The sequence below is a fragment of the Streptococcus pseudopneumoniae genome, from assembly GCF_001070815.1.
Taxonomy (GTDB): domain Bacteria; phylum Bacillota; class Bacilli; order Lactobacillales; family Streptococcaceae; genus Streptococcus; species Streptococcus pseudopneumoniae_P.
The window spans coordinates 1-24,912 of the sequence record NZ_JVLX01000056.1 but is presented as its reverse complement, the minus strand read 5'-3'; the positions used below and the strand labels follow the sequence as shown (position 1 = coordinate 24,912).

The following is a 24,912-nucleotide window of genomic DNA, read 5'->3' as shown; positions in this document are numbered from 1 at the left end:
CCTTTATTTAACTTTCTGACAATTATTTTTTGTCAGTCGCTGGCGCCAATTGCATGAACATTTGACGTCCATCCATTTTAGCACGTTGTTCGATGATGGCAATATCTTGAGTTGCTTCAGCAAACTCGGCTAAAACTTTTGCACCAATCTCTTTATGGGTAATCATACGACCCTTAAAGCGAATAGATACCTTAACTTTATTTCCTTTTTCAAGGAATTTGCGTGCATTGCGAAGTTTTGTATCAAAGTCACCCTTGTCAATAGTTGGACTTAGACGAACTTCTTTCACAGTAACAACACTTTGTTTTTTACGTTGTTCTTTTTGCTTCTTCTGGTACTCAAACTTGAACTTACCGTAGTCCATAATTTTTGCAACAGGCGGTTTGGCTTGGGGTTGAATCAATACTAGGTCAACATTAGCGTTATCAGCCAAAGCTTGCGCTTCACTGAGTGGCTTGATGCCTAGCTGTTCTCCTTCAAGACCAATCAAGCGAACTTCACGTACACGAATCTCATCATTGATGAATAAGTCTTGCTTTGCTATGGTTTTCACCTCTTTTGTTTTATTAGAGAAAAACAATAGCGGACTCGTAAATATACAAGCCCGCACGTTATGATAGCGTTTCTTAGAAACTTTTCATCCGTAGGGCCAGGCAACTTCATGTCACAAGGCGAGAAGCTCTCACTTCTGCTTTTCTCAACTTTTACATGATACCAAGTTTTCTAGCTCTTGTCAAGATAAAAAGTTATTTTTTTGAAAAGTTTCTGCTCATTAACCAACCGTTTCGACTTTCCAACTATTCCACCCTTTAAAGCGTATAGCTCCATGCTGGTCAGTTCGGTAAACTTTACTATTGATAGTTTCCAGTCGTGTCAAAGTTTCCTGATGGGGGAGTTTCGCTCGATTGTTCTTTCCAACTGAGATAAGAGTAAACTCTGGTTTGAGTTTTTCTAGAAAGTCTGAACTTGATGATTTTTTAGAGCCATGTTGGCCAGCTTTTAAAACATCCACTTTCAAGTCTGGATAGTGCTTCAGCAATTCCTTCTCTCCTTTTTCCTCCAAATTTCCTGTGAAGAGAAAGTACTTATCCAAAAGTTTTCCATACAGAACCAGGGAATCTTCATAACCTCCATCTCCAATTTTCCTTGGAGATAGGACTTCTAACTGACTTCCAAAAATTGACAAGTTCTCTCCTGCTGTTATACTTCTAACTTTTGTTTGGGTCGCTTGTAGTTCTGCCACAAATTGCTTCTGTTTCAAACTGCCTTTTGACACTAAAATTTCGCCTACATGAAAAGCCTTGGTCACCTCCAACAAATCTCCAACATATTCCTTGTCCGTATTGGTCAAAATTAGCTGGTCAATCTTGGATACTCCGCGACTTTTGAGATAGGGTATCAAGGTTCGCTGGGCATTACTGGTCGTCGTCTTTTCTTGCCATTTTTCTATTTTCTTACTAGACTCTGCCTTGCCACCCACATCTATGAGAATGATTTTACCAGTTACATCCCGTAGGAAAATACTTTCCCCTTGCCCAACATCCAGCATGGTGATTTCATTTTCCAGTGGATGCTTGGTCAAGAAAAAGAGACCTGTAATCAATAAGCTCAACACTGCTAGCCTTTTAATGTTTTTCCTCAAATCATAGACCAAAGCCAAGGAAATTAACAATAAGATTAAAATCCATGCATTGGGTTGTCCAAAGACCAGAGGTCTACTTGCCACCTGTGATACAAAGCGAATCATTCCCTCCAACCATTCAAAAATAAAATTCAGCTGAATGACTGGATGAAGAAAGGAAAGGGCAAATAAGATAGACAAGAGCGGTAAGAAGACCAAGTCAAAAAGAAAGGAAAAGACAAAGGTCAAAAGGATAGACCAAGGCTGAAATTCTGCAAAATAGAAGGATAGGATGGGTAATATTCCCAAGGAAATGACTAGACTTTCTCTAGCAACAGCCTTGAGGCCTTCTCCTTCTTTGCTGGTCATGGTCAAGATAAAAGCATAAGCGCAGGACAAGACTCCTCCTGCTGTCAAGAAAAAGTTGGGCATGACGATAAAGAGGACAAGGACCGTCAAGGCAAAATTATCCAAGCCCTTAACACCATGTTGTGCCAGTAACTTTTGCAAAAGACTGCGAATAACTGATGCTGAAAATCCTGTCAGCCCTGCATAGATAAGGGAAAAGGGATAAGTCAGCCATTTCAACTTTTCTTGAGTCAAGCCCAATCGCAAGAGGAGTTTCTTAAATCCGTCCATGAAAAAACCTACCTGCATACCCGACAAGGCAAAGAGGTGGATAATTCCTAAACTAGAATAAAGCCCGTTCATCTCCTCAAAGTCGGTGTCCAGATGTCCTAACAAGAGCCCTGTCATGTAATTGCGCATAGGGTCTGGAAAATGCGTCTTAATCCAAACCACAGTCTTTCGACGTAAACTGGACAGATTTTCTCCTATATCCCAACTGCTAACCTTTTGAAGTGACTGGATTCTTTTGATAGTTAATGTTTGGTAAATCCCTTGAGTTTTCAGATAGGCTTGGTAGTCAAAACCACCAAAATTTCTCTGCCCGTCTGGTTCTGAAAGTTTTCCTTCTAGTCCTATCTCATGAAGGTCGGTTAAAGCTTGAAAGGCTTCTTTCTCCTCCTCGGACTGGAGTTTATAATAGACTTGAAAAATGCGTCCATCAGACTTACCACGAAAGGATAGACTATCACCATTGACCTTAACAGTGTCTGGTAAAATCCGTACCCTTTCAACAGAATCCGCCAAATTTTGACTCGCTTGACTCTGTTGCCAATTTTGAAACAGAAACCAGAAACCAAAGATTCCACAAATTATTAGAACTTTACCAGCAGATTTCCACGGAAATTGGATAAAGAGACAGACTAGCAGAAAAACAAAACCTAGTAGTGCGAGATAAGATGATGAGAAAATGGCGTAGTAAAGCCAAAGCAACAGAAAACTAAGGTAAATTAGGGGAATAGAGAAATTCTTAATCCACTGTAACATAGTCTTTTAGCTTTTCTATCGTTTTAGCACCAATGCCAGAAACCTTCTTGAGTTCATCCATCGACTTGAATTTTCCATTTGATTCACGATGGTCGATAATATCTTGAGCTCGTTTGCCACCCAGTCCCTTGACCTGCTTGAGCTCTTCCAGGCTGGCCTTGTTGAGATTGACCTTTTTTTCCTTGCTCGTTGAAGAAGCCGTTCCAGAACCAGTCTGTTGACTAGCTGCTTCTTCACCCTTAGTTGGAACGTAAACCAGAGCTTCATCACTAACTTTCTGAGCTAGATTGAGCGATTTGCTGTCTGCTTGCTCTGTCAAGCCACCTGCTTTCTGCACTGCATCATTAACTCGACTACCTACTGGCAAATCATAAATCCCTGGCGATTTGACAGCACCCTTCACATCTACTGTGATTAGATCTCGTTCAACCGATTCGTCCTTCTCTTCCTTTTTTACTTCCTTTTCGGTCGATGAATCCTTGGAAACAGCTACAACTTCAGCCTGCAAATTCGTCTCTTTAACAGGTATTTGTGGAGCTGGTTTTAGCAGGAAAAATCCTCCTACAAGCAAGCCCAGACCAGTACAAATGACGATGATTTTATACTCTTTGATTTTCTCGATAATTACTTCCATATTTTCTCCTCTCTTAGATTATTCGTAAGAGGAAGAAAAAACAGTCGAAAATTTCTTTTCAACTGCTTATTTATTTGCAAAATAGTCTTCCTTGGTCAAGACATAATGAACTCTTGTAACGATTCGGCCTTCTTCATGCTGGTCCATACAAGCATATGGTTCTGCATAGGAAAAACGCATACCTGATTTCTCCATGACCTTGCCTGATGCGGGATTGTCTTTGTCGTGAAGGGCAGTCAACTTGTTCATTCTAATCTTCTCAAAAGACAGCTCAATCACGGCACGATTGGCTTCTGTCGTCAAACCTTGATTCCAATATTTTTTATTGATAATGTAACCAATAGCTGCCTTCTTAAGAACAGGATCAATCTTGTGTAAGTCAATAGTTCCGATAAATTCACCATTACTTTTTAATTCTATTCCCCAACGTCCCAAGGGATTAGCCAAGTAGAACTGAGCAATATTATTTTTGGTTTCTTCTAAATTTTGATTGGTTAGAAAAGTGTAACGTGTATTATCCTTATCCGAGGCATAGTCAAACATTTCTTCTGCATCATCCAAGGTTAGAAATCTAAGCAATAAATGCTCGGTTTCTATATACGGATACTGGGCAAATTTTACAAAAATTGATTCCATAGGATTCCACCACTTGAAAAGTTTCTAACTAAGATACGGATATTAAATGAAATATCTAAAAAGCAAATTTATACTTGGTATTGAGATAACTTTAAGTACAAAAGAACTATCCTTCAGATAGAGGTTGAGGATCTAATTCTTCACTCTCTTCATTCTTGACAGGTGCTGGTTCATAAGCTCGGATAATCTGAGCGACAACTGGATGACGAACCACATCCTTGGCTGAAAAATGAACAAAGTCAATTTGGTGAATGTTCTTGAGTTTTTCTTGGGCATCAATCAAACCCGACTTGACATTACGCGGCAGGTCAATCTGACTGATATCTCCATTGACAATCATCTTAGAATTAAAGCCTAAACGAGTCAGGAACATCTTCATCTGCATGATGGTCGTATTTTGCGCCTCATCTAGAATGACAAAGGCATCATCCAAGGTTCGTCCACGCATGTAGGCAAGGGGCGCAATTTCGATAATTTCTCGCTCCATGAGACGAGTCGTCTGGTCTTTCCCAAGAATCTGATATAAGGCATCGTAAACAGGACGAAGGTAAGGACCCACCTTCTCCTTGAGATCACCCGGAAGAAATCCTAGACTTTCACCTGCTTCCACTGCTGGACGAGTCAGGATAATCCGCTTGACCTGCCCACGTTTAAGAGCTGTCACTGCCAAGGTCACTGCAAGAAAGGTCTTCCCTGTCCCTGCTGGTCCGATTCCAAAGGTCACATCATGCTGTTTGACACTGTCCACATAAAGCTTTTGACCCAAGGTTTTGACACGAATAGGCTTCCCTGTATTGTCTTTGATAATTTCTTCTTCGTAAAGGGCGACAAACTTGTCGATTTCATCGTTTTTGACCATGCTAATCGCAGTCACCACATCTGGCGTGCCAACCGTCATTCCTCGATTCACCAAAACCATCAAGGCTTGGATAACCTGACGTGCTTCCTCACAGGCAGTCTCTTCTCCCAAAACCTGCACAATCTCCGTACGGGCATGGATCACCACATCAAGCTCTTCTTCCATCAAACGAAGATGGCGTTCATTGGAACCAAAAAGATGAAACAGGTCATCTGGATGACTCAGTTGAATGTCTATTGAATGTTCCTTCAAATAAAGAACCTCTCTAATCCGTTTATTTCTTTTTATTATAGCAAAGGGATCAATAAATTACTAGCCCAAACCCAATGAATAAAGTCTAGTGTTCTAAGTATTCTTGCCAGATAGCATCAAAGTCTCCTAGATTGAAAGAGAAACTGGCATGTTCTTCCAAAAAGCGACTGACCTCATCAAAATCATCTGTGTGTTTTGGGAAGGCTGACTCTTCAAATGCTAGATCTGCCAAGATGGCTTTAGGACTGTTACTTTTAGGATTGCGCTCGGTCATGAGCCAAGTGTAAAATGATTTTCTCATAAGCTACCCTAAATCAACTCTGTACCAAACTGGTCTTGCTTGATTTTGCCAGCCTTCATCAAGCCACCGAGTGCTTTCTTGAACTGACCTTTAGAAATGCCAAAGATTGCCTTGATGTCGTCTGGAGATGACTTATCATTCAAGGTCATGAAACCACCATTGCTTTCCAAGTAGGTCAAAATCATCTGGGCATCATTTTCCAACATTTCAAAAGAACGTGGTTTGAGGGAGAGGTTCAAGGTACGGTCCACTTCACGGAAACCAATGACACGCGCATCTAGAACTTGCCCCAAACGCGGTTCTGCGTAACGCTCGCTAGGATGGATAAAACCAAGCATGTTATTCTCTGGTAGGTAGACAAAGGTTCCTGACAGCTTGAGGCGGTATACAATGGCTGGCCAGTTTTGATTCTGCATGTTGTTGTAGGCAGGACGAGCCAGACGTTGGAAGTCTTCTTGATAGGCCAAAAGTCCCCAGATACGGTCTTTCTTGTCTACTTCAAGACGGATGTAGAGTTGGTCGCCCTTCTTAGGCCATAGTTCCTTGAGCTCAGGGAGGATATCGAGTGACACAACGATTTCCTTGTCAGGAAGGCCTGTATCCACAAAAACACCCAAGTCCTTACGAACTTCTGTGACACGGCCCCAACCAAATTGGTCCTGAGTGGCAGTCACTTCTAAGGTGGTCAAGCGGAGCTTTTGCTTCATATCCGTGTAAGCAAAACCTTTGACCGTATCCCCTACTGTATGCTGACCTTCTTCCTTGGCAAGCGCATAGGTCTGGCCATCCTTTTGCACAAAGTAAAAACGGTCATTTTCATCGATGATGAGTCCAACGATAAAACTTGCAAGATTTGTATTCATATTTCCTTCTTTCGAATAAAACTCAGCCAGCAATGCCAACTGAGTTTTTCTGTTTATTTTAGACTTCCAAAAGTTCTTTTTCTTTATTGGCAGTCATGTCATCGATGTGTTTGACAGCATCGTCTGTTACTTTTTGAATATCTTTTTCAAGAGTCTTCAATTCGTCTTCAGTGATTTCTTTTGCTTTTTCTTGTTTCTTAGCTTCGTCCATAGCATCGCGACGGATATTGCGGACAGCCACTTTAGCATTCTCACCGACCTTCTTCACTTCTTTAGCAAGGTCACGACGAGTTTCTTCTGTAAGAGCAGGGATAACCAAACGAATCACAGAACCATCGTTTGCTGGTGTGATACCAAGATCAGAAGCGTTCAAGGCACGTTCGATGTCTTTTAATGATGACTTGTCAAATGGTGTTACCAACAAAACACGCGCTTCTGGAATGGTAATTGAAGCGATTTGGTTAAGAGGTGTTTCTACTCCATAGTATTCTACATGTACACGGTCAAGCAAGCTTGCATTGGCACGACCCGCACGGATACCACCAAATTCACGAGCAAGTGATTGGTGAGACTGGGTCATTCTCTCTTTAGCTTTTTCAATAATTGCGTTAGCCATAATCTTTCTTATTCCTTTTCTTCAATATTGTTTGAAACTGTTGTTCCGATATTTTCACCAAATACGACACGTTTGATGTTGCCTGGTTGGTTCATGTTAAAGACAACCAAGTCAATGTCGTTGTCCATTGAGAGGGTTGAAGCTGTTGAGTCCATGATACGAAGACCTTTATTGATAACGTCACGGTGAGTCAATTCTTCAAACTTAACGGCTGTCTTGTCCTTCTTAGGATCGGCATTGTAAACACCATCGACACCATTTTTAGCCATAAGGATGGCATCTGCTTCGATTTCAGCTGCACGAAGGGCCGCTGTTGTATCTGTTGAGAAGTAAGGTGAACCAATTCCGGCACCAAAGATAACGATACGGCCTTTTTCAAGGTGACGAAGGGCACGTCCACGTACGTAAGGTTCTGCCACTTGTTGCATGGCAATGGCTGTTTGCACACGCGTATCGACACCAACTTGTTGCAATGAATCTGCCATCACAAGAGCATTCATAACAGTCCCAAGCATTCCTGTGTAATCTGCCTGAACACGGTCCATTCCTGCCTCTGCAGCAGGTTCTCCACGCCAGAGATTCCCTCCACCGATAACAAGGGCAATTTCGATACCTAAGCTATGAACTTCTTGAATCTCTTTTGCGATTGTTTGAACTGTTTGGATATCAATCCCTACGCCACGTTCACCGGCAAGGGCTTCACCTGATAACTTGATTAAAATACGTTTATACTTGGGATTCGCCATTTTCACTCTCCTTCTTTTATCCTACCTATTTTATCACAATTTCTAAGATTTTTATAGTATCATGAGCAATTCTTTGAAAAAAATTAGACCGTCAAAAATTCCTCTAAATCGTTAAGGGCACGCTCTGCAATTTTTTCATAACGAGCCTTCTTGTCACGGATACGCTCGCCTTCCAACTCCTTGATAATACCGAAATTGACATTCATTGGTTGGAAATGTTTGCTGTCAGCATGGGTTATGTAATGAGCTAAGCTTCCGATAGCCGTCGTCTCTGGGAAAATAGCCTCGCTTTCTCCCTTGAAAAGACGAGCGGCATTAATCCCCGCAACTAAGCCTGACGCTGCTGATTCAACATATCCTTCCACACCTGTCATCTGACCAGCAAAGAAGAGATTTGGTTGTTTCTTAGAACGATAGGTCTGTTCCAAAAGATTTGGTGAATCCATATAAGAATTGCGGTGCATGACACCATAACGAACAAACTCCGCATTTTCAAGACCTGGAATCATTTGGAAAACACGCTTTTGTTCTCCCCATTTGAGGTGGGTCTGGAAACCAACGATATTGTAGAGACTACCAGCCGCATTGTCCTGACGAAGTTGAACAACCGCGTAAGGTGTTTTGAATTCGCCATCACGAGGTCCTGTGTAATCGTCTGGATACTCAAGCCCGACTGGCTTCATAGGACCATAAAGCATAGTTTTAATACCACGTTTAGCCATGACTTCGATAGGCATACATCCTTCAAAGTACTTTTCTTTTTCAAAAGAATTGAGCGGTGCTTCCTCCGCATTGACCAAGGCTTCATGGAAATCCATAAACTCTTGCTTAGTCATAGGCGCGTTGAGGTAGGCTGCCTCTCCCTTATCATAACGAGACTTGAGATAGACCTTGCTCATATCGATAGTGTTGACATCGATAATAGGCGCTGCCGCATCGTAGAAATAGAATCCATCGCCGTCATTAAGGGCATGAATCTTCTCAGCCAGGGCATCGCTAGTCAAAGGACCAGTAGCGACCACAGTAATAACGTCCGTTGGCAATTCTGTAATTTCATCACGAACCACTTCAATCAAGGGATGGTTGGTCACTTTTTCAGTCACCATTTGAGAGAAACCATCACGGTCTACCGCAAGAGCCCCACCCGCAGGAACACGTGTAGCCTCAGCAGATTCCAAGATAACAGAACCCAAGCGACGCATTTCTTCCTTGAGGAGTCCAACGGCATTTGTCAAAGCATCCCCACGCAAGGAATTGGAACAAACTAACTCTGCAAAATTGTTTGTTTTGTGTTGAGGTGTTGACTTGACACCACGCATTTCATAAAGTTTAACTGGAATACCACGCTCTGCGATTTGGTAGGCTGCTTCAGAACCTGCCAAACCAGCACCGATAACATTGATATAAGATTGAGACACGACACTAATACCTCTTTGGGTGGAACCTAAGTTCATATCAAAACAAGGCACTGGCTTGTTTAACACCCACAAATCTTTCTATTTTTTCTTCTACTAGTATAACAAAAAAAGGGAAGAAGGCAAACTTCCCTGTTTAGTCATTTTCTTCCCAATCGTGATAGGCAGCGTAAAGCTGGCTCTTATTCCACTGGTAAATCTTAGCGACTTCCTTAATAGCTTGATTTTTCTTCACACCTTGCTGGATGCGGGTTTGAATTTCTAAGAACAAGTCCTCCTCGTCTTTTTCCTCCACATCCTGACTGGCACCTTCAACGATGAGAAGGCATTCTCCCTTAAGTGGCGTTTCAGAGATGCCTTCCAGCAATTCAGAAATCTTTCCTCGTTGGTATTCTTCATAGATTTTGGTCAATTCTCTGACCAAGACGACCGAGCGGTCACCGTAGACTTCTAACATATTTTCCAATGTATCTGCCACACGATGAGGCGATTCATAGAAAATCTGAGTTTCAGGATAATCTTTTTTTGAATTGAAAAATTGCTTTTGCTGGCCTGATTTTCTGGGTAAAAAGCCGTAAAAGATATGGGGCTGTGGCGCCAAACCACTGGCAATCAAGGCAGAAATCCCTGCAGAGGCTCCTGGAACTGTGACAACTGCAATTTCTTCCTCAATAGCTGCCTTGACCAAATCATGACCAGGGTCTGAGATACTAGGCAAACCCGCATCGGATACCTGAGCAATACTTTGTCCTGCTTTCAAGAAACCAATCAAATCAGGAATTTTTTCCTTTGCATTGTGCTCATGAAAACTGATCTGCTTGGTCGAAATGTCAAAATGCTTGAGCAAAAGACCTGTATTGCGCGTGTCCTCAGCCGCAATCCAATCCACTTCTTTCAAGGTCTGGATGGCGCGAAAAGTCATATCATCTAGATTGCCAATCGGCGTTGCCACTAGATAAAGCTTGCCATAGGGAGACTGCCCCTTAAAACTTTTTTGAATCTGCATGCTTACTCCCTGTATAACAACTCGTCACAGAACATACATTCCTCGTCCTGTTCTCGACGTTGCCCATAAAAATCATTACATACGTGAAATCCGTCTTTATAAATGCGACGAACACTTTCACGAACATGTTTGGCCTTGACTGGAGCATCTGCTTCCACCTCACCTAAGCGTTCGCGCAACTTGCTATTTTCCAAGCGAAGAGCTGTATTTTCCTCTACCAGGCTCTTGAGATTTTTCTTGATGGCTTCCACATCGGCCAAGGTCACCAATAATTGTTGGGAAAAATCATCCAGCGCGTCAAATAATTCTTTTTTGTCCATAAACCAGCCCTTTCCTTTCTTTATCGTTCATTTTTGAGTTTACATTTCTTTTAAGACCAGATATTCCATGGCATTTTGAAAACTAACATTAGCCTGCCACATTTTTCTGGCTTCTAACAAATCTTGTAGAATCACCCTTACTCTTGCTTGCAGAAGGTCCTGCCCACAGAGGACTTCTAGAATCCGTAAGACCTGATCTTGTTTTTCCTTGTCATCTGCCAAGTTGGCTAATTTAGCAACCTGCAGATAACTTTCTTTTTTCTTAGCTAATAACCAGGTCAGCAGGCGTTCACTTTCATCGACCAAGGTCCAAAAACTTGCCTGATTAGCCAACTTTTCAGCTTCAATTCGCGATTGACTAAACTGAGCTAAGAGAGTCGCTTTTTTCTTAACCAGTCCCATTTGTTCTAAGAGCAATATGAGTTTTTCTTCTTGCTTTTTAAAATGGAAAATCTGGGTCCGACTACGGATGGTCGGTAACATCTTTTCCTCATCGCTGGTCAAGAAGAAAATATAAACCTCACTCTGGGGTTCCTCGATGACCTTGAGCAGAGAGTTAGCTGCGTTGGGATGCATTTTCTCAGCTTGCTCGATAATAAAAATCTGTTGTTGGCTTTCAATCCCTGCTTGAGAAAACTGCCCCACCAATTCCCGAATGCGTTCTGTCTTGATGACCTGATTGACAGGTTTAATCAAGGTAACATCTGGAAACTCTTCCTGTTCAATCAGCTTACAATTTCGGCATTTCTCACATGGTAAAACGCCTACTTTATCCGTACAAAAGAGGCTCTTAGCCAAAAACTGCGCCATTTCCAAGCTTCCAAAGAAACCTGAAAAGAGATAGGCGTGATTGAGCTGGTCTTGTTCTAGTATACGGACAAAGCGGTCAAACTGGTCTGGTTGCCAAGCCTTTAATTCTTCTTGTTTCATTTAGCCAAGCCCATTCTATCAAACAAGATATCCTTGGTAGTTTCCACAACTTGTTCCAAAGGGAGACTGGCATCAATCTTGACAATGCGATTTCCTTCTTTGTCAAGAAGAGAAAGATAGCCTTGACGAACTTTTTTGTGCAAGTCCAACCCTTCCAAGTCCAAGCGATTGACCTCACGGTCACTATTAGCAGCAATGCGAGCCAGTCCCTCTTCCACCTCAATGTCAAAATAAAGGGTCAAATCAGGTTTGAGGCCATCTGTCGCAAACTGATTGAGCCAGTCAATGGCATCTATATCCAAGCCACGGCCAAATCCCTGATAAGCAATGGAACTATCGATGAAGCGGTCCATAATGACCAACTTACCAGCGTCAAGTGCTGGGAGAACTTTTTCCACCAAATGCTGTCTACGACTGGCAATATAGAGAAGGAGTTCTGTTTTAGGATCCATCTGAGTATGACTTGGATCCAAAATCACTTCCCGAATCTTCTCCCCAATCAAGACTCCGCCTGGCTCACGGGTCGTCAGCACCTCTACTCCTTTTTCCTCTAAAATTGGGAGTAGAGCCTCTAAAACACTGGTCTTGCCTGCTCCCTCTGGTCCCTCAAGAGAGACTAAAAATCCTTTTGACATGTCTAACTCATTTCTTTTTTACTACTTCTATTCTATCAAAAAAATAGGGGTTTGTGACAATCTTTTTGTCTTCTCATTTCATGCACCATAAAAGAGGCAGTCAAAGCCACCTCTTATTTACCTAATTCTTGTGTTCGTTTATAGGCTTGACCAACTGCCTCCATAACCGTTCCTCGAAAAGCATGCGCTTCTAAGCTCGCTACACCAGCGATAGTCGAACCGCCTGGGCTACAAACTTGATCTTTCAAGACCCCAGGATGCTCTTGGGTTTCTAGGACCAATTGTCCAGCTCCTACCACAGTTTGAGCTGCCATTTTCAATGCTGTTTCTCGTGGCAATCCAGTCTGAACACCCGCATCTGCCAAAGCCTCGATAAAAAGATAGACAAAGGCTGGTCCACAACCTGCAAGACCTGTCGCTGCATCGATTAAGCCTTCTCCTAGTTCCACCAAGAGACCTGCCTTGGCTAATAGCTGACAAAAGAGCTCACTGTCCTCAGCCCTGCAATTAGGAGACAAGGCATAACTAATCACTCCTTGGCCGATAGAAGCAGGGGTATTTGGCATCATACGAATAATTCGGTGTTGACTCGGGATAAGACTTGCTAGTTTTTCTAAAGTCAATCCAGCTGCCATCGAAATCAAAAGAAGACTCTCTCTTTTTTCAAGAATGGTCTGATATTGAGAAAGCAAGTCTGAGAACTGAGCAGGCTTAACTCCTAGAAAAATCACGTCTGCTTCTGCAAAGATTTCTTCATTGCTAGAAGCTTGACCGCCAAAGTCGGTAATGAAAGCATCCACCTTGGCTTGGCTACGATTGGCAAGGAGAATCTCATCTGACGGTCTAGCCTGCAAGACAGACTTTGCCAAGCTAGCACCCATATTCCCCAAACCGATAAATCCAATCTTCATCTCTTACTCCCTTATCTGTCCGTCACCAGTAACCACATACTTGTAGCTAGTCAATTCTTTTAATCCCATTGGACCACGCGCGTGCAGTTTCTGAGTAGAAATCCCCATTTCACAACCAAGACCAAATTGGCCACCATCGGTAAAACGAGTTGAGGCATTGACATAAACCGCTGCAGAGTCCACTTGATCTGTAAAGTAAGCTGCAGCCTCAGCATTTTCAGTCACAATGGCATCCGAATGATGGGTACTGTGGGCTTCAATATGCTCAACCGCTTCTTCTAAACTGCTCACAACCTTAACAGCTAATACATAGTCCAAAAACTCGGTGTCAAAGTCTTGAGCTTCAGCCGCTTGACCAGAAACAAACTGGCTTGCTTTGCTATCCAAGCGTAATTGAATTGGTTCCAGTCCAGCTTCTTTTCGATCTGCAACTAGCACCTGCTCCAAACGAGGAAGGAAGCTTGCTGCCTTGTCTTCATGAACCAGCAGAACCTCCATGGCATTGCAGACAGAAGGGCGACTGGTTTTAGCATTGTTGATGATCGATAGAGCCTTATCTTCATCCGCATCCTTATCGACATAAACATGGACAATCCCAGTTCCTGTCTCGATAACAGGCACAATAGCATTCTCAACCACGGCATTGATCAAACCAGCCCCCCCACGAGGAATAAGCAGGTCTAGATACCCCTTGGCCTTCATCATGGCATAGCTGCTTTCACGGCTAGTATCTTCCACTAGTTGAATTACATCTGGGTGAATGGTCGTTGTCTCTAGGCCCTTCTTCAAGGCTGTGACAATGGCATGAGCTGTTTGGTAGGCATCCTTCCCACTACGAAGAACAACTGCATTTCCACTCTTGAGAGCCAAAGCAGCCGCGTCAGAAGTCACATTTGGACGGCTTTCATAGATAATACCGACAACACCCATAGCCACCCGTTTCTTGGTGATAACCAAGCCATTTTCGAGCTGACTTGTTTCTAAGACTTCACCGATTGGATCTGGTAAAGCAACCACTTCACGAATTCCAGTTGCCATCGCTTCTATACGCCCTGCATCCAAATAAAGACGATCCAGCATCACATCTGAGATTTTCCCCTTGGCCGCTACCATATCGAGGGCATTGGCTGCTAAAATCTCCTCAGTAGCAGCCACTAAGTGATCAGCCATGGCTAGCAAGGCTTGGTTTTTTACGTCTTCACTAGCTGTGTTGATCGATTTTTTAACAGCCTGTACCTGTTCAAATTGTTCTTGTGTACTTACCATAATTTACCTCTAAAATTCTGTAAAGAGCAGTTGGATTTCAGGAGTAATGGAAATCCAGTCATCACGGTGAATCAAGACACCCTTGGCTTTTTGAGAACGCAACATATCCTCCAAAGCAGATGCTCCAAATTGCACGCGTCCTTTTCCAAGTGATTTTCCACTTTCCTTGTCAAATACTGTCACGATATCACCGTAAGAAAAGGCCCCTTCTGCGTCAACTACACCAGATAGGAGAAGACTCTTTCCATGTTGAGAGAGAGCTTCAGTAGCCCCTTTATCAACCCAAATAGAACCCTGACTCTGAGCATAGAAAGCCAGCCATTGTTTCTGGGTACGAAGTCCCTTCTCTTGCGCAACAAAGTAGGAACCATCCTTGGTCTCCTCAGCTGCCTCCATCATGGCATCCGCCTTCAAGGATGAGCAAATATAAACAGGAACCCCTGATTCTGTCGCGATAGTTGCAGCCTTGATTTTGGTTAGCATGCCCCCAGTTCCATTTGAAGAACCAGCTCCACCAGCCATATCGATAATCTCACGATTGATGGTCTCGATTCGCTCCAAGCGTTTGGCTCTTGGATCTGAATTAGGATTTCCAGTATAGAGACCGTCCACATCTGTCAAGAGAACCAAAAGGTCTGCTTGGACCATGGCCGCTACCTGGGCACTCAGAGTATCATTGTCCCCAACCTTGAGCTCATCAATGACGACACTGTCATTCTCGTTGATGATAGGAATCGCCCCACGGCTAAGTAGAACTGACAAAGCCTGATAGGCATTTTTATAACGGCGCTTATCCACAAAGTCGTCCTGAGTCAGCAAGATTTGCGCAGAAACGATTTGGCGCAAGAGAAGATTGGTCGTGTATTCTTCCAACAAAAGCCCCTGCCCTACCGCTGCTGAAGCCTGTTTATCAGCAATCTTAGTCGGACGCTTTTTAAATCCTAAGGCTCCAAAACCAGCCGCAATGGCACCTGACGATACCAAAATCAACTCATGACCAGCCTCGTGCAACATAGCCAACTGCTGGGTAATAGCCTTTACCTTACTACGTGATAAACTTCCATCCTCATTTGTCAGAGAAGAAGTTCCCACCTTAAAGACAATCCGTTTGTATTTCATAGTCTCACTCCGATTCTTCATATTTATCCATTATAACATGAATAACAGGAAATAGAAAAGAATTGATAGGAAAAAGAAGGCCCTAAAACCTTCTTTTTTACTACTGTTCTGATTCCGATTTGTTTGCACTCGTTTCAGAGCTTTGCGAAATTACTGAAGTCAAATCTTGACTAGTTGAAGAACTTGTAACACTTTCGTTCTGAGTCGTTACTTTATTTTCAAGATCTTTTTTCACTACTTCACTGGATTCTTTTGTCTCTGAATTACTTGTAACTTTAGTTGTAGCGGATTTCTCTACAGGAACATCCACTAACCAGGCACCACTTGAATCAACAGTATAGCCTTCTGGTGTCTTGCCATTTACAAGTAATTGACCATTGTCTTTCAAGAAGTACCATTTATCCTTGTCTTTGATCCAACCCACAGCTCGTGAACCGTCTGCCTTGTAGAAGTACCAATCGTTTGCCTTTTTAAGCCAACCTTGCTTCATAGCTCCTGAATCTTCTAGATAGTAATGATGCCCAGAAACTTCTATCTCGCCTGTCTTCATGATACCAGTAGAATCCATATAGTACCAGGTTTCTTTATCTTTTACCCAGCCCGTTTTCATTTCTCCTGATTGGGTAAAGTAATACCATTGCCCCTTATATTGAAGCCAACCTGTCTTCATAGAGCCATCAAAATCCAAATAATACCACTGTTCTTTATCTTGAATCCAACCAATTTCCATCTGATTTTCTTTGTTGAAATAATACCAGCTTCCATCGATTTTCTTCCAATTTTTTGCAGCAACACCAGAGTCTGTCAAATAAAACCAACGATTGTTCCATTTTTTCCATTGATTATATAACAGGATTCCCCTTTGATTAAAATAGTACCATTCACCTTCGATTTCATTCCAACCGACAGCATACTCTCCTGTAGAATCAGGTGCTTGATACCACCAGTTTCCATAAGCACTCTTATGCCAACCAGCTTGAAAACTTGGAATCGGCTTGTAGGAGGTTGAAATATTGACAAAACCATCTTGTCGAATATCAAAAACTGTCGCATCATAGTCTTTGCTGGCTGCGTTTATATGTTGAATTCCCATTGATTCAATCCAGCTAATATATTCCCTATTTATTTCTTTACCGCTATCATACGAACCAATTGGTGAGGAGGAAGTTTGAACAATTATCTCAGGAGACAAATTTCTTATAAAATTTTTTGTATTAGAATTTTTTGTATCTAAATGATGATTAAACTTCATCAAATCAACTTTTCCAATGAGAGGACCATACTTGTCTTCTGCTCCATGAGCATTATCCAAATCTCCTCCGAGGTAAATTTTCTTACCATTGACTTTCACTACACTAATCAAAGAATTAGAATTGTCATCCCAAATTTTCTTTAATTCACCTGATGAATCAGTTTCATTTTCATAGTTATAGAGTTGAATATCCATGTCCCCAAACTGAAAATGAGCATCTCCTTGTGTAATGTTTTGAATAACTGAAACACCTTTTTCTGCAGCAGTCTGTAAAACCTTATCATAGCCATACAGATTATCCCATAGATGAGTTGGTGTTGTAATCCGACTATCAGAGTATTTTTTCATGTAGATACGACCAACTGGATAGGTTTGCAGTAACTCATCAACGTTTCCAATATGGTCACTATGGGTATGGGTTACCAAAATAAAATCAAGTTTTTGGACACCCAATTCCTTTAAATGTCGCGAAACACGATCTGTCAGAACATGCTTATAAGATGTTTCAATTCCTTCTCTCCATGGGTAACGAGAATCACTTCCATCTGGGAAATCATAATCTTCTCCTGTATCCACCATGGCAAAATGTCCATTACTTTCAAGAATGATCGCATCACTGCCACCTTCCTGAACATTTATAAAGTGGATTTTATTTCCTGAACTTTCTTGAGCTTGAACATTCCCATGAAATGACAAGCATAAAAAAGCACCTGCAAGTGCTAAACTAGTTAATTTCTTTTTCATTCTTACTTTCTCAATCTCTCCAATGTTTCCTTAAAAATCTCTGGGATATCTGCTATAAATTCCATGGTCTCACCTGTTCTCGGATGGGTAAAGCCTAGAGTCTTGGCATGGAGAAATTGTCCATGTCCTTTCAAAGTCTTGCGAGGACCATAGACCTCATCACCAGCGACTGGATGGCCAATATAAGCCATGTGAACACGGATTTGATGAGTGCGTCCTGTCTCTAGCTGCAACTCTACCAAGCTGTAATCACCAAAACGTTCTAAGACGTGGAAACGGGTCACTGCAGGCTTCCCTTTAGCAGTCACAGCCTGTTTCTTACGGTCTTTTTCACTACGGCCAATCGGAGCTTCAATCACACCACGATCATTAGGCAGATTTCCATGAACAATAGCCCAATATTTGCGGAGAGACTTTTTATCCTTGAGTTCTTGGGCAAGTGCTAGATGCGCCTCATCGTTTTTAGCAATCATGAGAAGGCCAGACGTATCCTTATCAATACGATGAACAATTCCTGGGCGTAGAACCCCATTGATACCCGACAAGTCCTTAATATGATACATGAGGGCATTGACCAAAGTTCCACTAGTATGACCAGCACTAGGATGCACAACCATTCCCTGAGGCTTGTTAACGACGGCCACATCCTCATCTTGGTAGATGATATCTAGCGGAAGATTCTCAGCCACATACTCTAAAACCTCTGGTTCTGGCACATGGTAAGTGACGACATCGCCCTCTTGAACTGTGTATTTAGCTTTCTTGACTTGGCCATTGACCAAGACCTGGCCTGATTTGATTTGTTCATTTGCGAGACTGCGTGATAATTCTGTCAAATCCGACAAAGCCTTATCCAAACGCAGGCCACCAGTTTCAATTTTAATTTCCATTTATTTCCTCTTTTAGCATTGCAATCAATAAAATAATCACTCCAACCGTCAGATAGCTATCTGCCACATTGAAAATTGCAAAGTTGATAAAGTCAAGGTGGAACATATCCACAACAAAGCCCTGACTTATCCTGTCAATAAAGTTCCCAAGACCACCTGCGATAATCAAGGTCAAACCCAAGACCATCCAGAGTGAGTCCTCCATGTGCTTATGTAGATACCAAATGGCACCTACCATAACGACAAGTGTAATGATAGCAAATAACCACTGCTGGTCTTGTAACATGGAGAAGGCTGCCCCTCGATTTTGCAGGTAGGTCAAGCTAACGAAATTGGGAATCCAAGAGCGCACTTCACCCAGTGGAATCTGCTGGACGATATAGGATTTAACTAACTGATCCAGCGCAATCAAAAGCAATACAATGACTGCCACTATTCCTCTTTTTTTCATGATTTCCTCTTCTGATCAAAATATTCTTGCATGACTTCTACGAAAAGAGTCCCAGCTTGACTAAGCTCCACCTCTTCACGTTTAACATAGACCATGCGATTATCTAGGTTATCCTTGAGACGAATAACTGTAATGCCATTAACACTGTCACTATCTAAAAATCCAGAACCTGTCGCATAGGCGTCCGTCCGCTCCAAAATACCATTCAAGGTAGCACGGTCTGTCACATTGAACATCTGTGAGCTCGCACTGGTATCAACAAAGTTCTCTGAATAATAAAGGTACTCATCTTTCTCTTGAGTGAAACGAACCGTTGGTAGATCAGATAAATCCTCCATAACCAATTCCTCTTTCTGAGCCAAAGGATGCCCCTCGCGGAGATAAATGTGGGTATGGAAGGAAATCAATTCAATGACCTCCAGACCTAGCTTTTCAACCCGTTGCATAATACCTTTTTTATTTTGATTGTTGAGGTAGATAATCCCAATCTCACTATGCCCTTGCGCTACTTCATCTAAAATTTGAACAGTAGTTGATTCAAAAATACGAAAGTTCTTATAATCAGGATAGCGCTCTGAAAAGGCCGTAATGGTTGGTGGCAAGAAGTCATAGTGCTGACTAGCAATGGAAAATTCATCCTTTTCTTCCTCAGGATTGGCATACTGATTTTGAAAAATATCAAATCCTTTAACCAATTCTTGCGCTTTTTCATAAAATTCCATACCACGACGAGTCAAGAAAGTCCCTGAGCTGGTCCGACGGAAAATCTTAAAGCCCAACTCTTTTTCCAAATCACGAACAGAAATAGACAGACTCGGCTGACTAACATACATCTTTTCAGCAGCTTCACGAAAAGTACCGCTATTCGCAATAGCCACAACATAGCGTAATTGTTGAATGTTCATCTTCTACCCCCAACTTCTTTATCTTTTCATTATACCATATTTTAGAAGTTTTCCAAAAAGGAAAAAAGTCTGGAAATTTTCAAGTCTAATCGAATACTCTAATACCCCAATACAAGAATTAGAATGATATCTTTTTTCAGTCCTCATTTTATTTCAAACAAATAAAAACAGCAAATCTTGTTGATTTACCGTTTAAAACATGATACAAGAAAACTCTCTAAAAATTTCTTTTATTCTATAAATCAACTAGAATAAGCTTCTTCAACCCTATTCGCTATATCTGGACTTACCTCCCAAATCCCAACATAGGGTTGTTCAATATATTGTTTTTCTTTCATAGTATATAGATAGGCTACACTATCATTTTCCTCATTCTGATGATAAAACTTGATAACGATGTAATCTTTAACATTTGTCGGTTGATCATTGAAACTCTCAAAAGTTGTAGATTTGGACTGTTTCTGTATCTCCTTAATTAACTTTGAGATTTCTTCTCTCTTGTTGATAGTTTTAACATCTTCAGAGGTTTTTTTCTGCAGAGAAATTACAGAAATACTTTCAGGTTCAGGAAGAATAAGTTTTTTGTTACTAACGCAAGCTGATAGAACAAGAAATGAGATTGAACAGACTATCATAGTGATAATTTTTTCATACAGGTTTACATCCTTTCCATATTTCTGCTAGCTTACTAAGATAAAATTATTATATCAAATATTAGCAATTTTAACAATATCTTATTCCCTTATAACATTCATTACTGTAAAAGGGTCACATTCCACTATTTTATAATTGTATCTAAAAGACAAAGTAGCCGACAAGTTCGCTTCTTACATTGGTTTTTAAAATATGGGTATCAAAACAAAAAAAGAGGCTCTCCGAAAACTCGGAAAGCCTTAGTTTATGCTACTTCTAGCTTCCTCACCTTTAGATTTCAAGGCTCGGGATAAAAAGGTTCACTGGACCTTTTTATTTAGCGATTGGGTAAACAGAAACTTGTTTTTTATCGCGTCCTTTACGTTCAAAGCGTACTACGCCTTCAACTTTAGCGAACAAAGTATCGTCTCCACCACGTCCAACGTTTACACCTGGGTAGATGTGTGTACCACGTTGACGGTAAAGGATTGATCCACCTGTTACAGTTTGTCCGTCAGCTGCTTTAGCTCCAAGACGTTTCGCTTGTGAATCACGTCCGTTTGATGTAGAACCTCCACCTTTTTTGTGGGCGAAAAGTTGCAAGTTGTTAAGAGTCATTTTTAACATAATGTTTTCCTCCGTGTTAGTTTTCTGTGATAACTCTGGTTTGGACGAACTCAGAAGAGTTCTCCGATAAGTTTGCCATACCTAAGAAAAATGATTCAAAGAATAACTGGGTCATTTCTCTCTGGTGTGAAGGAAGATCTTTTGGAATTTCAACCATCAGATAGCCACCTTCATCTTCGTTTAATTCTAGGATTGGTTCATAGCCTGCAAATTTCTCAATTGAATTGATAAAGTTAATGGCAAGCGTAGAAACCGATGCACACACGACATCTAAGCCGTATTCGCCACTCTCGGCGTGTCCAGTAATTTCCGCACTCCTCAGCTCGCCATCTTCGGCTCTCTCAAAGACTGCTTGTATCATGTGTTCTCCTTAAAATTAAGCGTTAATTGCGTTGATGACAACTTTTGTATATGGTTGACGGTGACCTTGTTTACGGTGGCTACCTTTTTTAGGTTTGTACTTGTAAGTAACAACTTTCTTTTGTTTTCCTTGTTTTTCAACAGTTCCAACTACAGTAGCTCCAGCAACAAGTGGAGTTCCGACAACAGTGTTTTCACCACCAACAAGAACAACTTCGTTAAAAGTAACTTCTTGACCAGCTTCAACGTTCAATTTTTCAACGTAAACTGCTTGACCAACTTCAACTTTAACTTGTTTTCCGCCAGTTTTGATAATTGCGTATGTGCTCATTATGCACCTCCTATGATTTTTATGGGTTTCCCCGATTTTTTTGTGAAGACTCGCCTAGCATCGTGGGACAAACCACTTAAACTTGAATAATCAAGCAACGATGTTCGTGCGGTTGCACAGGAACGTGCATAGTCAACTCTTCAAGTATAGCATATCTCCTATTTTCTTACAAGTAATAACACCTAAAATGAAGCTTTTTCTTTTACTTTTTTCCGCCACGAGGCAAAAAGCATGCTGAGGTAAAAAATGCTCATCATAATAGGAACACCAAGAATGGTCTTTTCATGATAGAAAATCGTCAAATAAGCTGAAAAGACAACGCCAAGGACAAAACTACTAAGCAGGCTAACAAAGATAATCCCTTCACGTAAAAAAGGAGTGTGCTTGGTCCGAAAATAATCTCCAAAAGCCAGCATGGTCCGTTTAATATTCCCTGTCATAAACGCGTTATTATAAGCTATACCTGACACTTCTCCAAAAGCAGTTGTCACCAGGCCCATACAAAAGGCCAAAGGCGGTACTAGATAGATATTATCTACAGTTTGCGGCACAAAACCAATAATAATTGATAAGATTGCCAAAGGAATCAGTGACAGAATTGGCTTTTTCACAATTCTCAATTTTTCCTTATAAACAGTTAATAAAAAGACTCCCATCATAAAAGCTAGTAAGGTCATTACTTTGGCACTGGCATCTGACACATTGTGTTGAATGAGTCCCACTGATAAAAAGACTACATTCCCAGTTTGTCCAGCTACAAGAGTATTCCCTCGCACAATAAAAGTATAGGCATCTACATAACCTGCACAAAAAGTCAAAAAAAGCGCTAGCCTCTTAGACTGACGTGATATTTTTCTTATAGGTAATAACCTCATTTTCACTCCCATTTCATTTACTCATCTCATTATTGTACCACTTTCTTTGAAAAAGGCCTAGTAGCTTATTTGAAATTTTTTACCCTCTGTTGGATAGTCCCGCCTATCTATGTTATAATGAAAGAAGGATTTGAAATCGGAAAAGGAGTAACTATGCTTAAATTAGGTGTCATCGGAACAGGGGCTATCAGCCACCACTTCATAGAAGCAGCCCATTCCAGTGGAGAATACAAGCTGGTCGCAGTCTATTCTAGAAAACTAGAAACTGCAGCAACCTTTGCTTCTCGCTACCAGAATATCCAACTCTTTGATAAAGTAGAGGACTTCTTCAAGAACTCCTTTGATGTGGTCTATATTGCTAGCCCAAACTCCTTGCATTTTGCTCAGGCAAAAGCTACATTGTCTGCAGGTAAACATGTCATTCTTGAAAAGCCAGCCGTCACTCAGCCACAAGAATGGCTAGATTTGAGACATACCGCTGAGAAAAATCACTGTTTTATATTCGAAGCGGCACGGAACTACCATGAAAAAGCTTTCACTATCATCAAAAACTTTTTAGCAGACAAACAAATTTTGGGAGCAGATTTCAACTATGCCAAGTATTCTTCCAAAATGCCTAACTTGTTGGCTGGACAGACACCAAATGTCTTTTCAGATCGTTTTGCTGGTGGAGCGCTTATGGATTTGGGGATTTATCCTCTCTACGCTGCCGTTCGTCTCTTTGGAAAAGCTCAGGATGCAACCTATCAAGGGCAACAGCTTGTCAATAGCATTGACCTAAATGGAGACGGAATTCTCTTCTATCCTGACTTTCAAGTTCATATCAAGGCCGGGAAAAACATCACTTCCAATCTCGCTTGCGAGATTTATACGACAGATGGAACCCTGACGCTCAACACCATCGAACATGTCAGCTCGGCTATTTTTACCGACCATCAAGGCAATCAAGTCCAACTCCCTATCCAACAGGCTCCTCATACGATGACTGATGAAGTCGCTGCATTTGCACACATGATCCAGCAACCAGATCTGAATCTCTACCAAACTTGGCTGGAAGATGCAAGTTCAGTTCATGAGCTACTATATACTATGCGCCAGACTGCTGGCATTAGATTCGAGGCAGAAAAATGAAAACCAAACTACCTACTGAATGGCAAGAACTGAGTGACCAACTAGGATTCCAAGAATTCACACCCATTCAAACCCAACTTTTTGATCCTATCCTTGCTGGAGAAAACCTCCTAGGAGTGAGTCCAACAGGAACTGGTAAGACCCTAGCTTACCTCCTACCAAGTCTTCTCAGACTACAAAAGAAAAAAGCCCAACAACTCTTGATTCTAGCACCAAATACAGAGCTTGCTGGACAGATTTTTGATGTATGTAAAACGTGGGCTGAAGCTATCGGCTTAACTGCCCAACTCTTCTTATCAGGTTCGAGTCAGAAACGACAGATTGAACGCCTAAAAAAAGGACCAGAAATTCTGATTGGAACTCCTGGCCGTATCTTTGAACTCATTAAACTGAAAAAAATCAAGATGATGAATGTGGAAACCATCATACTAGATGAATTTGACCAATTGCTCGATGATTCTCAGATACACTTTGTCGAGAAAATTACTCACTACGCACCTCGTGACCACCAACTTGTCTATATGAGTGCGACAACCAAGTTTGACCAAAAGAAGATTGCACCTAACACACTTACCATTGATCTCTCTGACCAAAAATTGGACAACATTCAGCACTTCTACATGCTGGTAGATCAACGTCACCGAGTGGATATGCTACGAAAACTGGCTCATGTAGAGGATTTCCGAGGTCTTGTCTTCTTTAACAGCCTATCAGACCTTGGAAGTGCAGAAGAAAAACTACAGTATCGGGATATCTTGGCTGTTTCCCTCGCTAGTGATGTCAATGTCAAATTTAGAAAAGTCATCTTAGAAAAATTTAAAGACAAGCAACTAACCCTGCTTCTTGCAACTGACCTTCTGGCTCGTGGAATTGATATCGATAGCCTAGAATGTGTCGTAAACTTTGATGTCCCAAGAGATATCGAAACCTACACTCACCGTGCTGGACGTACTGGCCGTATGGGCAAGGAAGGTTATGTTATTACTCTCGTAACCCATCCTGAAGAACTCAAAAAACTTAAGAAGTTTGCAAGTGTCCGTGAAATTGTCCTAAAAAATCAAGAACTCTATATCAAATAAAGCCCCCTTTGCTCTATGCACATCCAGTGTATGGAGCTTTTTTGTGTACAATTCTTCAATTTTATACTCAATGAAAATCAAAGAGCAAACTAGGAAGCTAGCCGCAGGCTGT

The 24,912-nt window shown here is 41.5% G+C and carries 28 protein-coding genes, 1 pseudogene and 2 other annotated features; of the genes and pseudogenes, 3 read left to right on the top strand and 26 right to left on the bottom strand.

Annotation, left to right across the window (positions count from 1 at the left end; genetic code table 11):
- Window positions 1-22: 22 nt before the first annotated feature.
- The 21 genes from infC to ADG81_RS06620 all read right to left on the bottom strand — a co-directional run bounded on the left by infC (window position 23) and on the right by ADG81_RS06620 (window position 19,764).
- On the bottom strand, window positions 23-553 hold the full coding sequence (gene infC, locus ADG81_RS06720) for a translation initiation factor IF-3 (RefSeq protein ID WP_000848180.1): 531 nt from the start codon (window positions 551-553) through the stop codon (window positions 23-25).
- Window positions 554-568: 15 nt separating this feature from the next.
- Window positions 569-700 (bottom strand) — a sequence feature (ribosomal protein L20 leader region).
- Between the two features lie 72 nt (window positions 701-772).
- Window positions 773-3,013, bottom strand: a complete 2,241-nt coding sequence (locus tag ADG81_RS06715) for a DNA internalization-related competence protein ComEC/Rec2 (protein WP_000942409.1) — start codon at window positions 3,011-3,013, stop codon at window positions 773-775.
- Complete coding sequence (locus tag ADG81_RS06710; protein WP_049551281.1) at window positions 2,997-3,647, bottom strand: helix-hairpin-helix domain-containing protein; 651 nt, start codon at window positions 3,645-3,647, stop codon at window positions 2,997-2,999. The genes ADG81_RS06715 and ADG81_RS06710 overlap by 17 nt, the downstream gene beginning before the upstream one ends.
- Before the next feature lie 66 nt (window positions 3,648-3,713).
- Window positions 3,714-4,283, bottom strand: coding sequence for a GNAT family N-acetyltransferase (locus tag ADG81_RS06705; protein WP_049551280.1), 570 nt, complete (start codon window positions 4,281-4,283; stop codon window positions 3,714-3,716).
- 106 nt (window positions 4,284-4,389) lie between these two features.
- Window positions 4,390-5,394: a PhoH family protein gene (locus ADG81_RS06700; protein ID WP_049551279.1), complete on the bottom strand. Its 1,005-nt coding sequence runs from the start codon at window positions 5,392-5,394 to the stop codon at window positions 4,390-4,392.
- An 85-nt stretch (window positions 5,395-5,479) separates the two neighbouring features.
- Entirely contained in the window at window positions 5,480-5,695 is a 216-nt protein-coding gene (locus tag ADG81_RS06695; protein ID WP_001232084.1) for a YozE family protein, read from the bottom strand.
- An 8-nt stretch (window positions 5,696-5,703) separates the two neighbouring features.
- Complete coding sequence (gene cvfB / locus ADG81_RS06690) at window positions 5,704-6,558, bottom strand: RNA-binding virulence regulatory protein CvfB (RefSeq protein ID WP_042901105.1); 855 nt, start codon at window positions 6,556-6,558, stop codon at window positions 5,704-5,706.
- 58 nt (window positions 6,559-6,616) lie between these two features.
- Window positions 6,617-7,174, bottom strand: a complete 558-nt coding sequence (gene frr / locus ADG81_RS06685) for a ribosome recycling factor (protein ID WP_001262225.1) — start codon at window positions 7,172-7,174, stop codon at window positions 6,617-6,619.
- 8 nt (window positions 7,175-7,182) lie between these two features.
- Window positions 7,183-7,920, bottom strand: a complete 738-nt coding sequence (pyrH, locus tag ADG81_RS06680) for a UMP kinase (protein ID WP_000002996.1) — start codon at window positions 7,918-7,920, stop codon at window positions 7,183-7,185.
- A gap of 83 nt (window positions 7,921-8,003) precedes the next feature.
- On the bottom strand, window positions 8,004-9,338 hold the full coding sequence (trmFO, locus tag ADG81_RS06675) for a methylenetetrahydrofolate--tRNA-(uracil(54)-C(5))-methyltransferase (FADH(2)-oxidizing) TrmFO (RefSeq protein ID WP_049551278.1): 1,335 nt from the start codon (window positions 9,336-9,338) through the stop codon (window positions 8,004-8,006).
- A 133-nt stretch (window positions 9,339-9,471) separates the two neighbouring features.
- Window positions 9,472-10,341: a 16S rRNA (cytidine(1402)-2'-O)-methyltransferase gene (gene rsmI / locus ADG81_RS06670; protein ID WP_049551277.1), complete on the bottom strand. Its 870-nt coding sequence runs from the start codon at window positions 10,339-10,341 to the stop codon at window positions 9,472-9,474.
- 2 nt (window positions 10,342-10,343) lie between these two features.
- Window positions 10,344-10,661 carry a DNA replication initiation control protein YabA gene (yabA, locus tag ADG81_RS06665; protein ID WP_000358227.1) on the bottom strand — a complete coding sequence of 106 codons (318 nt, stop codon included), beginning with the start codon at window positions 10,659-10,661 and terminating at the stop codon, window positions 10,344-10,346.
- A gap of 39 nt (window positions 10,662-10,700) precedes the next feature.
- Window positions 10,701-11,591, bottom strand: coding sequence for a DNA polymerase III subunit delta' (locus ADG81_RS06660; RefSeq protein ID WP_049551276.1), 891 nt, complete (start codon window positions 11,589-11,591; stop codon window positions 10,701-10,703).
- The gene (gene tmk, locus ADG81_RS06655; protein ID WP_049551275.1) at window positions 11,588-12,226 is read right to left on the bottom strand and encodes a dTMP kinase; all 639 of its coding nucleotides are present in this window, start codon (window positions 12,224-12,226) and stop codon (window positions 11,588-11,590) included. The genes ADG81_RS06660 and tmk overlap by 4 nt, the downstream gene beginning before the upstream one ends.
- 113 nt (window positions 12,227-12,339) lie before the next feature.
- On the bottom strand, window positions 12,340-13,137 hold the full coding sequence (gene proC, locus ADG81_RS06650; RefSeq protein ID WP_049551274.1) for a pyrroline-5-carboxylate reductase: 798 nt from the start codon (window positions 13,135-13,137) through the stop codon (window positions 12,340-12,342).
- Between the two features lie 3 nt (window positions 13,138-13,140).
- The gene (locus ADG81_RS06645; RefSeq protein ID WP_049551273.1) at window positions 13,141-14,403 is read right to left on the bottom strand and encodes a glutamate-5-semialdehyde dehydrogenase; all 1,263 of its coding nucleotides are present in this window, start codon (window positions 14,401-14,403) and stop codon (window positions 13,141-13,143) included.
- Window positions 14,404-14,412: 9 nt separating this feature from the next.
- Window positions 14,413-15,522: a glutamate 5-kinase gene (gene proB, locus ADG81_RS06640; RefSeq protein ID WP_049551272.1), complete on the bottom strand. Its 1,110-nt coding sequence runs from the start codon at window positions 15,520-15,522 to the stop codon at window positions 14,413-14,415.
- Window positions 15,523-15,622: 100 nt separating this feature from the next.
- Entirely contained in the window at window positions 15,623-17,518 is a 1,896-nt protein-coding gene (locus tag ADG81_RS06635; protein ID WP_049551271.1) for an MBL fold metallo-hydrolase, read from the bottom strand.
- Between the two features lie 2 nt (window positions 17,519-17,520).
- Window positions 17,521-18,408 carry an RluA family pseudouridine synthase gene (locus ADG81_RS06630; RefSeq protein WP_049551270.1) on the bottom strand — a complete coding sequence of 296 codons (888 nt, stop codon included), beginning with the start codon at window positions 18,406-18,408 and terminating at the stop codon, window positions 17,521-17,523.
- Window positions 18,398-18,859 carry a signal peptidase II gene (gene lspA / locus ADG81_RS06625; protein ID WP_049551269.1) on the bottom strand — a complete coding sequence of 154 codons (462 nt, stop codon included), beginning with the start codon at window positions 18,857-18,859 and terminating at the stop codon, window positions 18,398-18,400. The genes ADG81_RS06630 and lspA overlap by 11 nt, the downstream gene beginning before the upstream one ends.
- Window positions 18,856-19,764 carry a LysR family transcriptional regulator gene (locus ADG81_RS06620; protein WP_049551268.1) on the bottom strand — a complete coding sequence of 303 codons (909 nt, stop codon included), beginning with the start codon at window positions 19,762-19,764 and terminating at the stop codon, window positions 18,856-18,858. Before ADG81_RS06620 ends, lspA begins: the two co-directional genes overlap by 4 nt.
- Between ADG81_RS06620 and ADG81_RS10075 the strand changes: the two are divergent.
- Window positions 19,757-19,831: pseudogene (locus ADG81_RS10075) on the top strand (AraC family transcriptional regulator); the annotation flags it as partial. The gene ADG81_RS06620 and the pseudogene ADG81_RS10075 sit on opposite strands and share 8 nt — an antisense overlap.
- A 175-nt stretch (window positions 19,832-20,006) precedes the next feature.
- On the opposite strand, the gene ADG81_RS06615 reads toward ADG81_RS10075, so the two are convergent.
- From ADG81_RS06615 to ADG81_RS06595, 5 genes are all read right to left on the bottom strand, one after another.
- On the bottom strand, window positions 20,007-20,399 hold the full coding sequence (locus tag ADG81_RS06615; protein ID WP_049551267.1) for a DUF5301 domain-containing protein: 393 nt from the start codon (window positions 20,397-20,399) through the stop codon (window positions 20,007-20,009).
- Between the two features lie 331 nt (window positions 20,400-20,730).
- A complete protein-coding gene (gene rpmA / locus ADG81_RS06610; RefSeq protein ID WP_000916509.1) occupies window positions 20,731-21,024 on the bottom strand; it encodes a 50S ribosomal protein L27 in 294 nt (97 codons plus the stop codon).
- 16 nt (window positions 21,025-21,040) lie between these two features.
- Window positions 21,041-21,385: a ribosomal-processing cysteine protease Prp gene (locus tag ADG81_RS06605; RefSeq protein ID WP_000613699.1), complete on the bottom strand. Its 345-nt coding sequence runs from the start codon at window positions 21,383-21,385 to the stop codon at window positions 21,041-21,043.
- 15 nt (window positions 21,386-21,400) lie between these two features.
- The gene (gene rplU, locus ADG81_RS06600) at window positions 21,401-21,715 is read right to left on the bottom strand and encodes a 50S ribosomal protein L21 (protein WP_000109141.1); all 315 of its coding nucleotides are present in this window, start codon (window positions 21,713-21,715) and stop codon (window positions 21,401-21,403) included.
- Window positions 21,716-21,751: 36 nt separating this feature from the next.
- Window positions 21,752-21,839: a sequence feature (ribosomal protein L21 leader region), on the bottom strand.
- Window positions 21,840-21,897: 58 nt separating this feature from the next.
- The gene (locus ADG81_RS06595; RefSeq protein ID WP_080978057.1) at window positions 21,898-22,602 is read right to left on the bottom strand and encodes a YoaK family protein; all 705 of its coding nucleotides are present in this window, start codon (window positions 22,600-22,602) and stop codon (window positions 21,898-21,900) included.
- A 141-nt stretch (window positions 22,603-22,743) separates the two neighbouring features.
- Between ADG81_RS06595 and ADG81_RS06590 the strand changes: the two genes are divergently transcribed.
- Together ADG81_RS06590 and ADG81_RS06585 are read left to right on the top strand one after the other, a co-directional pair.
- Window positions 22,744-23,721: a Gfo/Idh/MocA family protein gene (locus tag ADG81_RS06590; RefSeq protein ID WP_049551266.1), complete on the top strand. Its 978-nt coding sequence runs from the start codon at window positions 22,744-22,746 to the stop codon at window positions 23,719-23,721.
- Window positions 23,718-24,800: a DEAD/DEAH box helicase gene (locus ADG81_RS06585; RefSeq protein ID WP_049551265.1), complete on the top strand. Its 1,083-nt coding sequence runs from the start codon at window positions 23,718-23,720 to the stop codon at window positions 24,798-24,800. Before ADG81_RS06590 ends, ADG81_RS06585 begins: the two co-directional genes overlap by 4 nt.
- Window positions 24,801-24,912 lie beyond the last annotated feature (112 nt).

Excerpts from the sequence above, each read along its gene's own strand:
- ADG81_RS06710 (WP_049551281.1), bottom strand. The coding sequence starts at position 3,647 with ATGGAAGTAATTATCGAGAAAATCAAAGAGTATAAAATCATCGTCATT.
- ADG81_RS06590 (WP_049551266.1), top strand. The coding sequence starts at position 22,744 with ATGCTTAAATTAGGTGTCATCGGAACAGGGGCTATCAGCCACCACTTC.
- lspA (WP_049551269.1), bottom strand. The coding sequence starts at position 18,859 with ATGAAAAAAAGAGGAATAGTGGCAGTCATTGTATTGCTTTTGATTGCG.
- ADG81_RS06695 (WP_001232084.1), bottom strand. The coding sequence starts at position 5,695 with ATGAGAAAATCATTTTACACTTGGCTCATGACCGAGCGCAATCCTAAA.
- ADG81_RS06660 (WP_049551276.1), bottom strand. The coding sequence starts at position 11,591 with ATGAAACAAGAAGAATTAAAGGCTTGGCAACCAGACCAGTTTGACCGC.
- tmk (WP_049551275.1), bottom strand. The coding sequence starts at position 12,226 with ATGTCAAAAGGATTTTTAGTCTCTCTTGAGGGACCAGAGGGAGCAGGC.
- ADG81_RS06585 (WP_049551265.1), top strand. The coding sequence starts at position 23,718 with ATGAAAACCAAACTACCTACTGAATGGCAAGAACTGAGTGACCAACTA.
- ADG81_RS06705 (WP_049551280.1), bottom strand. The coding sequence starts at position 4,283 with ATGGAATCAATTTTTGTAAAATTTGCCCAGTATCCGTATATAGAAACC.
- pyrH (WP_000002996.1), bottom strand. The coding sequence starts at position 7,920 with ATGGCGAATCCCAAGTATAAACGTATTTTAATCAAGTTATCAGGTGAA.
- ADG81_RS06630 (WP_049551270.1), bottom strand. The coding sequence starts at position 18,408 with ATGGAAATTAAAATTGAAACTGGTGGCCTGCGTTTGGATAAGGCTTTG.
- ADG81_RS06635 (WP_049551271.1), bottom strand. The coding sequence starts at position 17,518 with ATGAAAAAGAAATTAACTAGTTTAGCACTTGCAGGTGCTTTTTTATGC.
- ADG81_RS06605 (WP_000613699.1), bottom strand. The coding sequence starts at position 21,385 with ATGATACAAGCAGTCTTTGAGAGAGCCGAAGATGGCGAGCTGAGGAGT.
- yabA (WP_000358227.1), bottom strand. The coding sequence starts at position 10,661 with ATGGACAAAAAAGAATTATTTGACGCGCTGGATGATTTTTCCCAACAA.
- rplU (WP_000109141.1), bottom strand. The coding sequence starts at position 21,715 with ATGAGCACATACGCAATTATCAAAACTGGCGGAAAACAAGTTAAAGTT.
- ADG81_RS06715 (WP_000942409.1), bottom strand. The coding sequence starts at position 3,013 with ATGTTACAGTGGATTAAGAATTTCTCTATTCCCCTAATTTACCTTAGT.
- ADG81_RS06620 (WP_049551268.1), bottom strand. The coding sequence starts at position 19,764 with ATGAACATTCAACAATTACGCTATGTTGTGGCTATTGCGAATAGCGGT.
- rsmI (WP_049551277.1), bottom strand. The coding sequence starts at position 10,341 with ATGCAGATTCAAAAAAGTTTTAAGGGGCAGTCTCCCTATGGCAAGCTT.
- proC (WP_049551274.1), bottom strand. The coding sequence starts at position 13,137 with ATGAAGATTGGATTTATCGGTTTGGGGAATATGGGTGCTAGCTTGGCA.
- frr (WP_001262225.1), bottom strand. The coding sequence starts at position 7,174 with ATGGCTAACGCAATTATTGAAAAAGCTAAAGAGAGAATGACCCAGTCT.
- rpmA (WP_000916509.1), bottom strand. The coding sequence starts at position 21,024 with ATGTTAAAAATGACTCTTAACAACTTGCAACTTTTCGCCCACAAAAAA.
- ADG81_RS06645 (WP_049551273.1), bottom strand. The coding sequence starts at position 14,403 with ATGGTAAGTACACAAGAACAATTTGAACAGGTACAGGCTGTTAAAAAA.
- ADG81_RS06595 (WP_080978057.1), bottom strand. The coding sequence starts at position 22,602 with ATGGGAGTGAAAATGAGGTTATTACCTATAAGAAAAATATCACGTCAG.
- cvfB (WP_042901105.1), bottom strand. The coding sequence starts at position 6,558 with ATGAATACAAATCTTGCAAGTTTTATCGTTGGACTCATCATCGATGAA.
- proB (WP_049551272.1), bottom strand. The coding sequence starts at position 15,522 with ATGAAATACAAACGGATTGTCTTTAAGGTGGGAACTTCTTCTCTGACA.
- ADG81_RS06615 (WP_049551267.1), bottom strand. The coding sequence starts at position 20,399 with ATGATAGTCTGTTCAATCTCATTTCTTGTTCTATCAGCTTGCGTTAGT.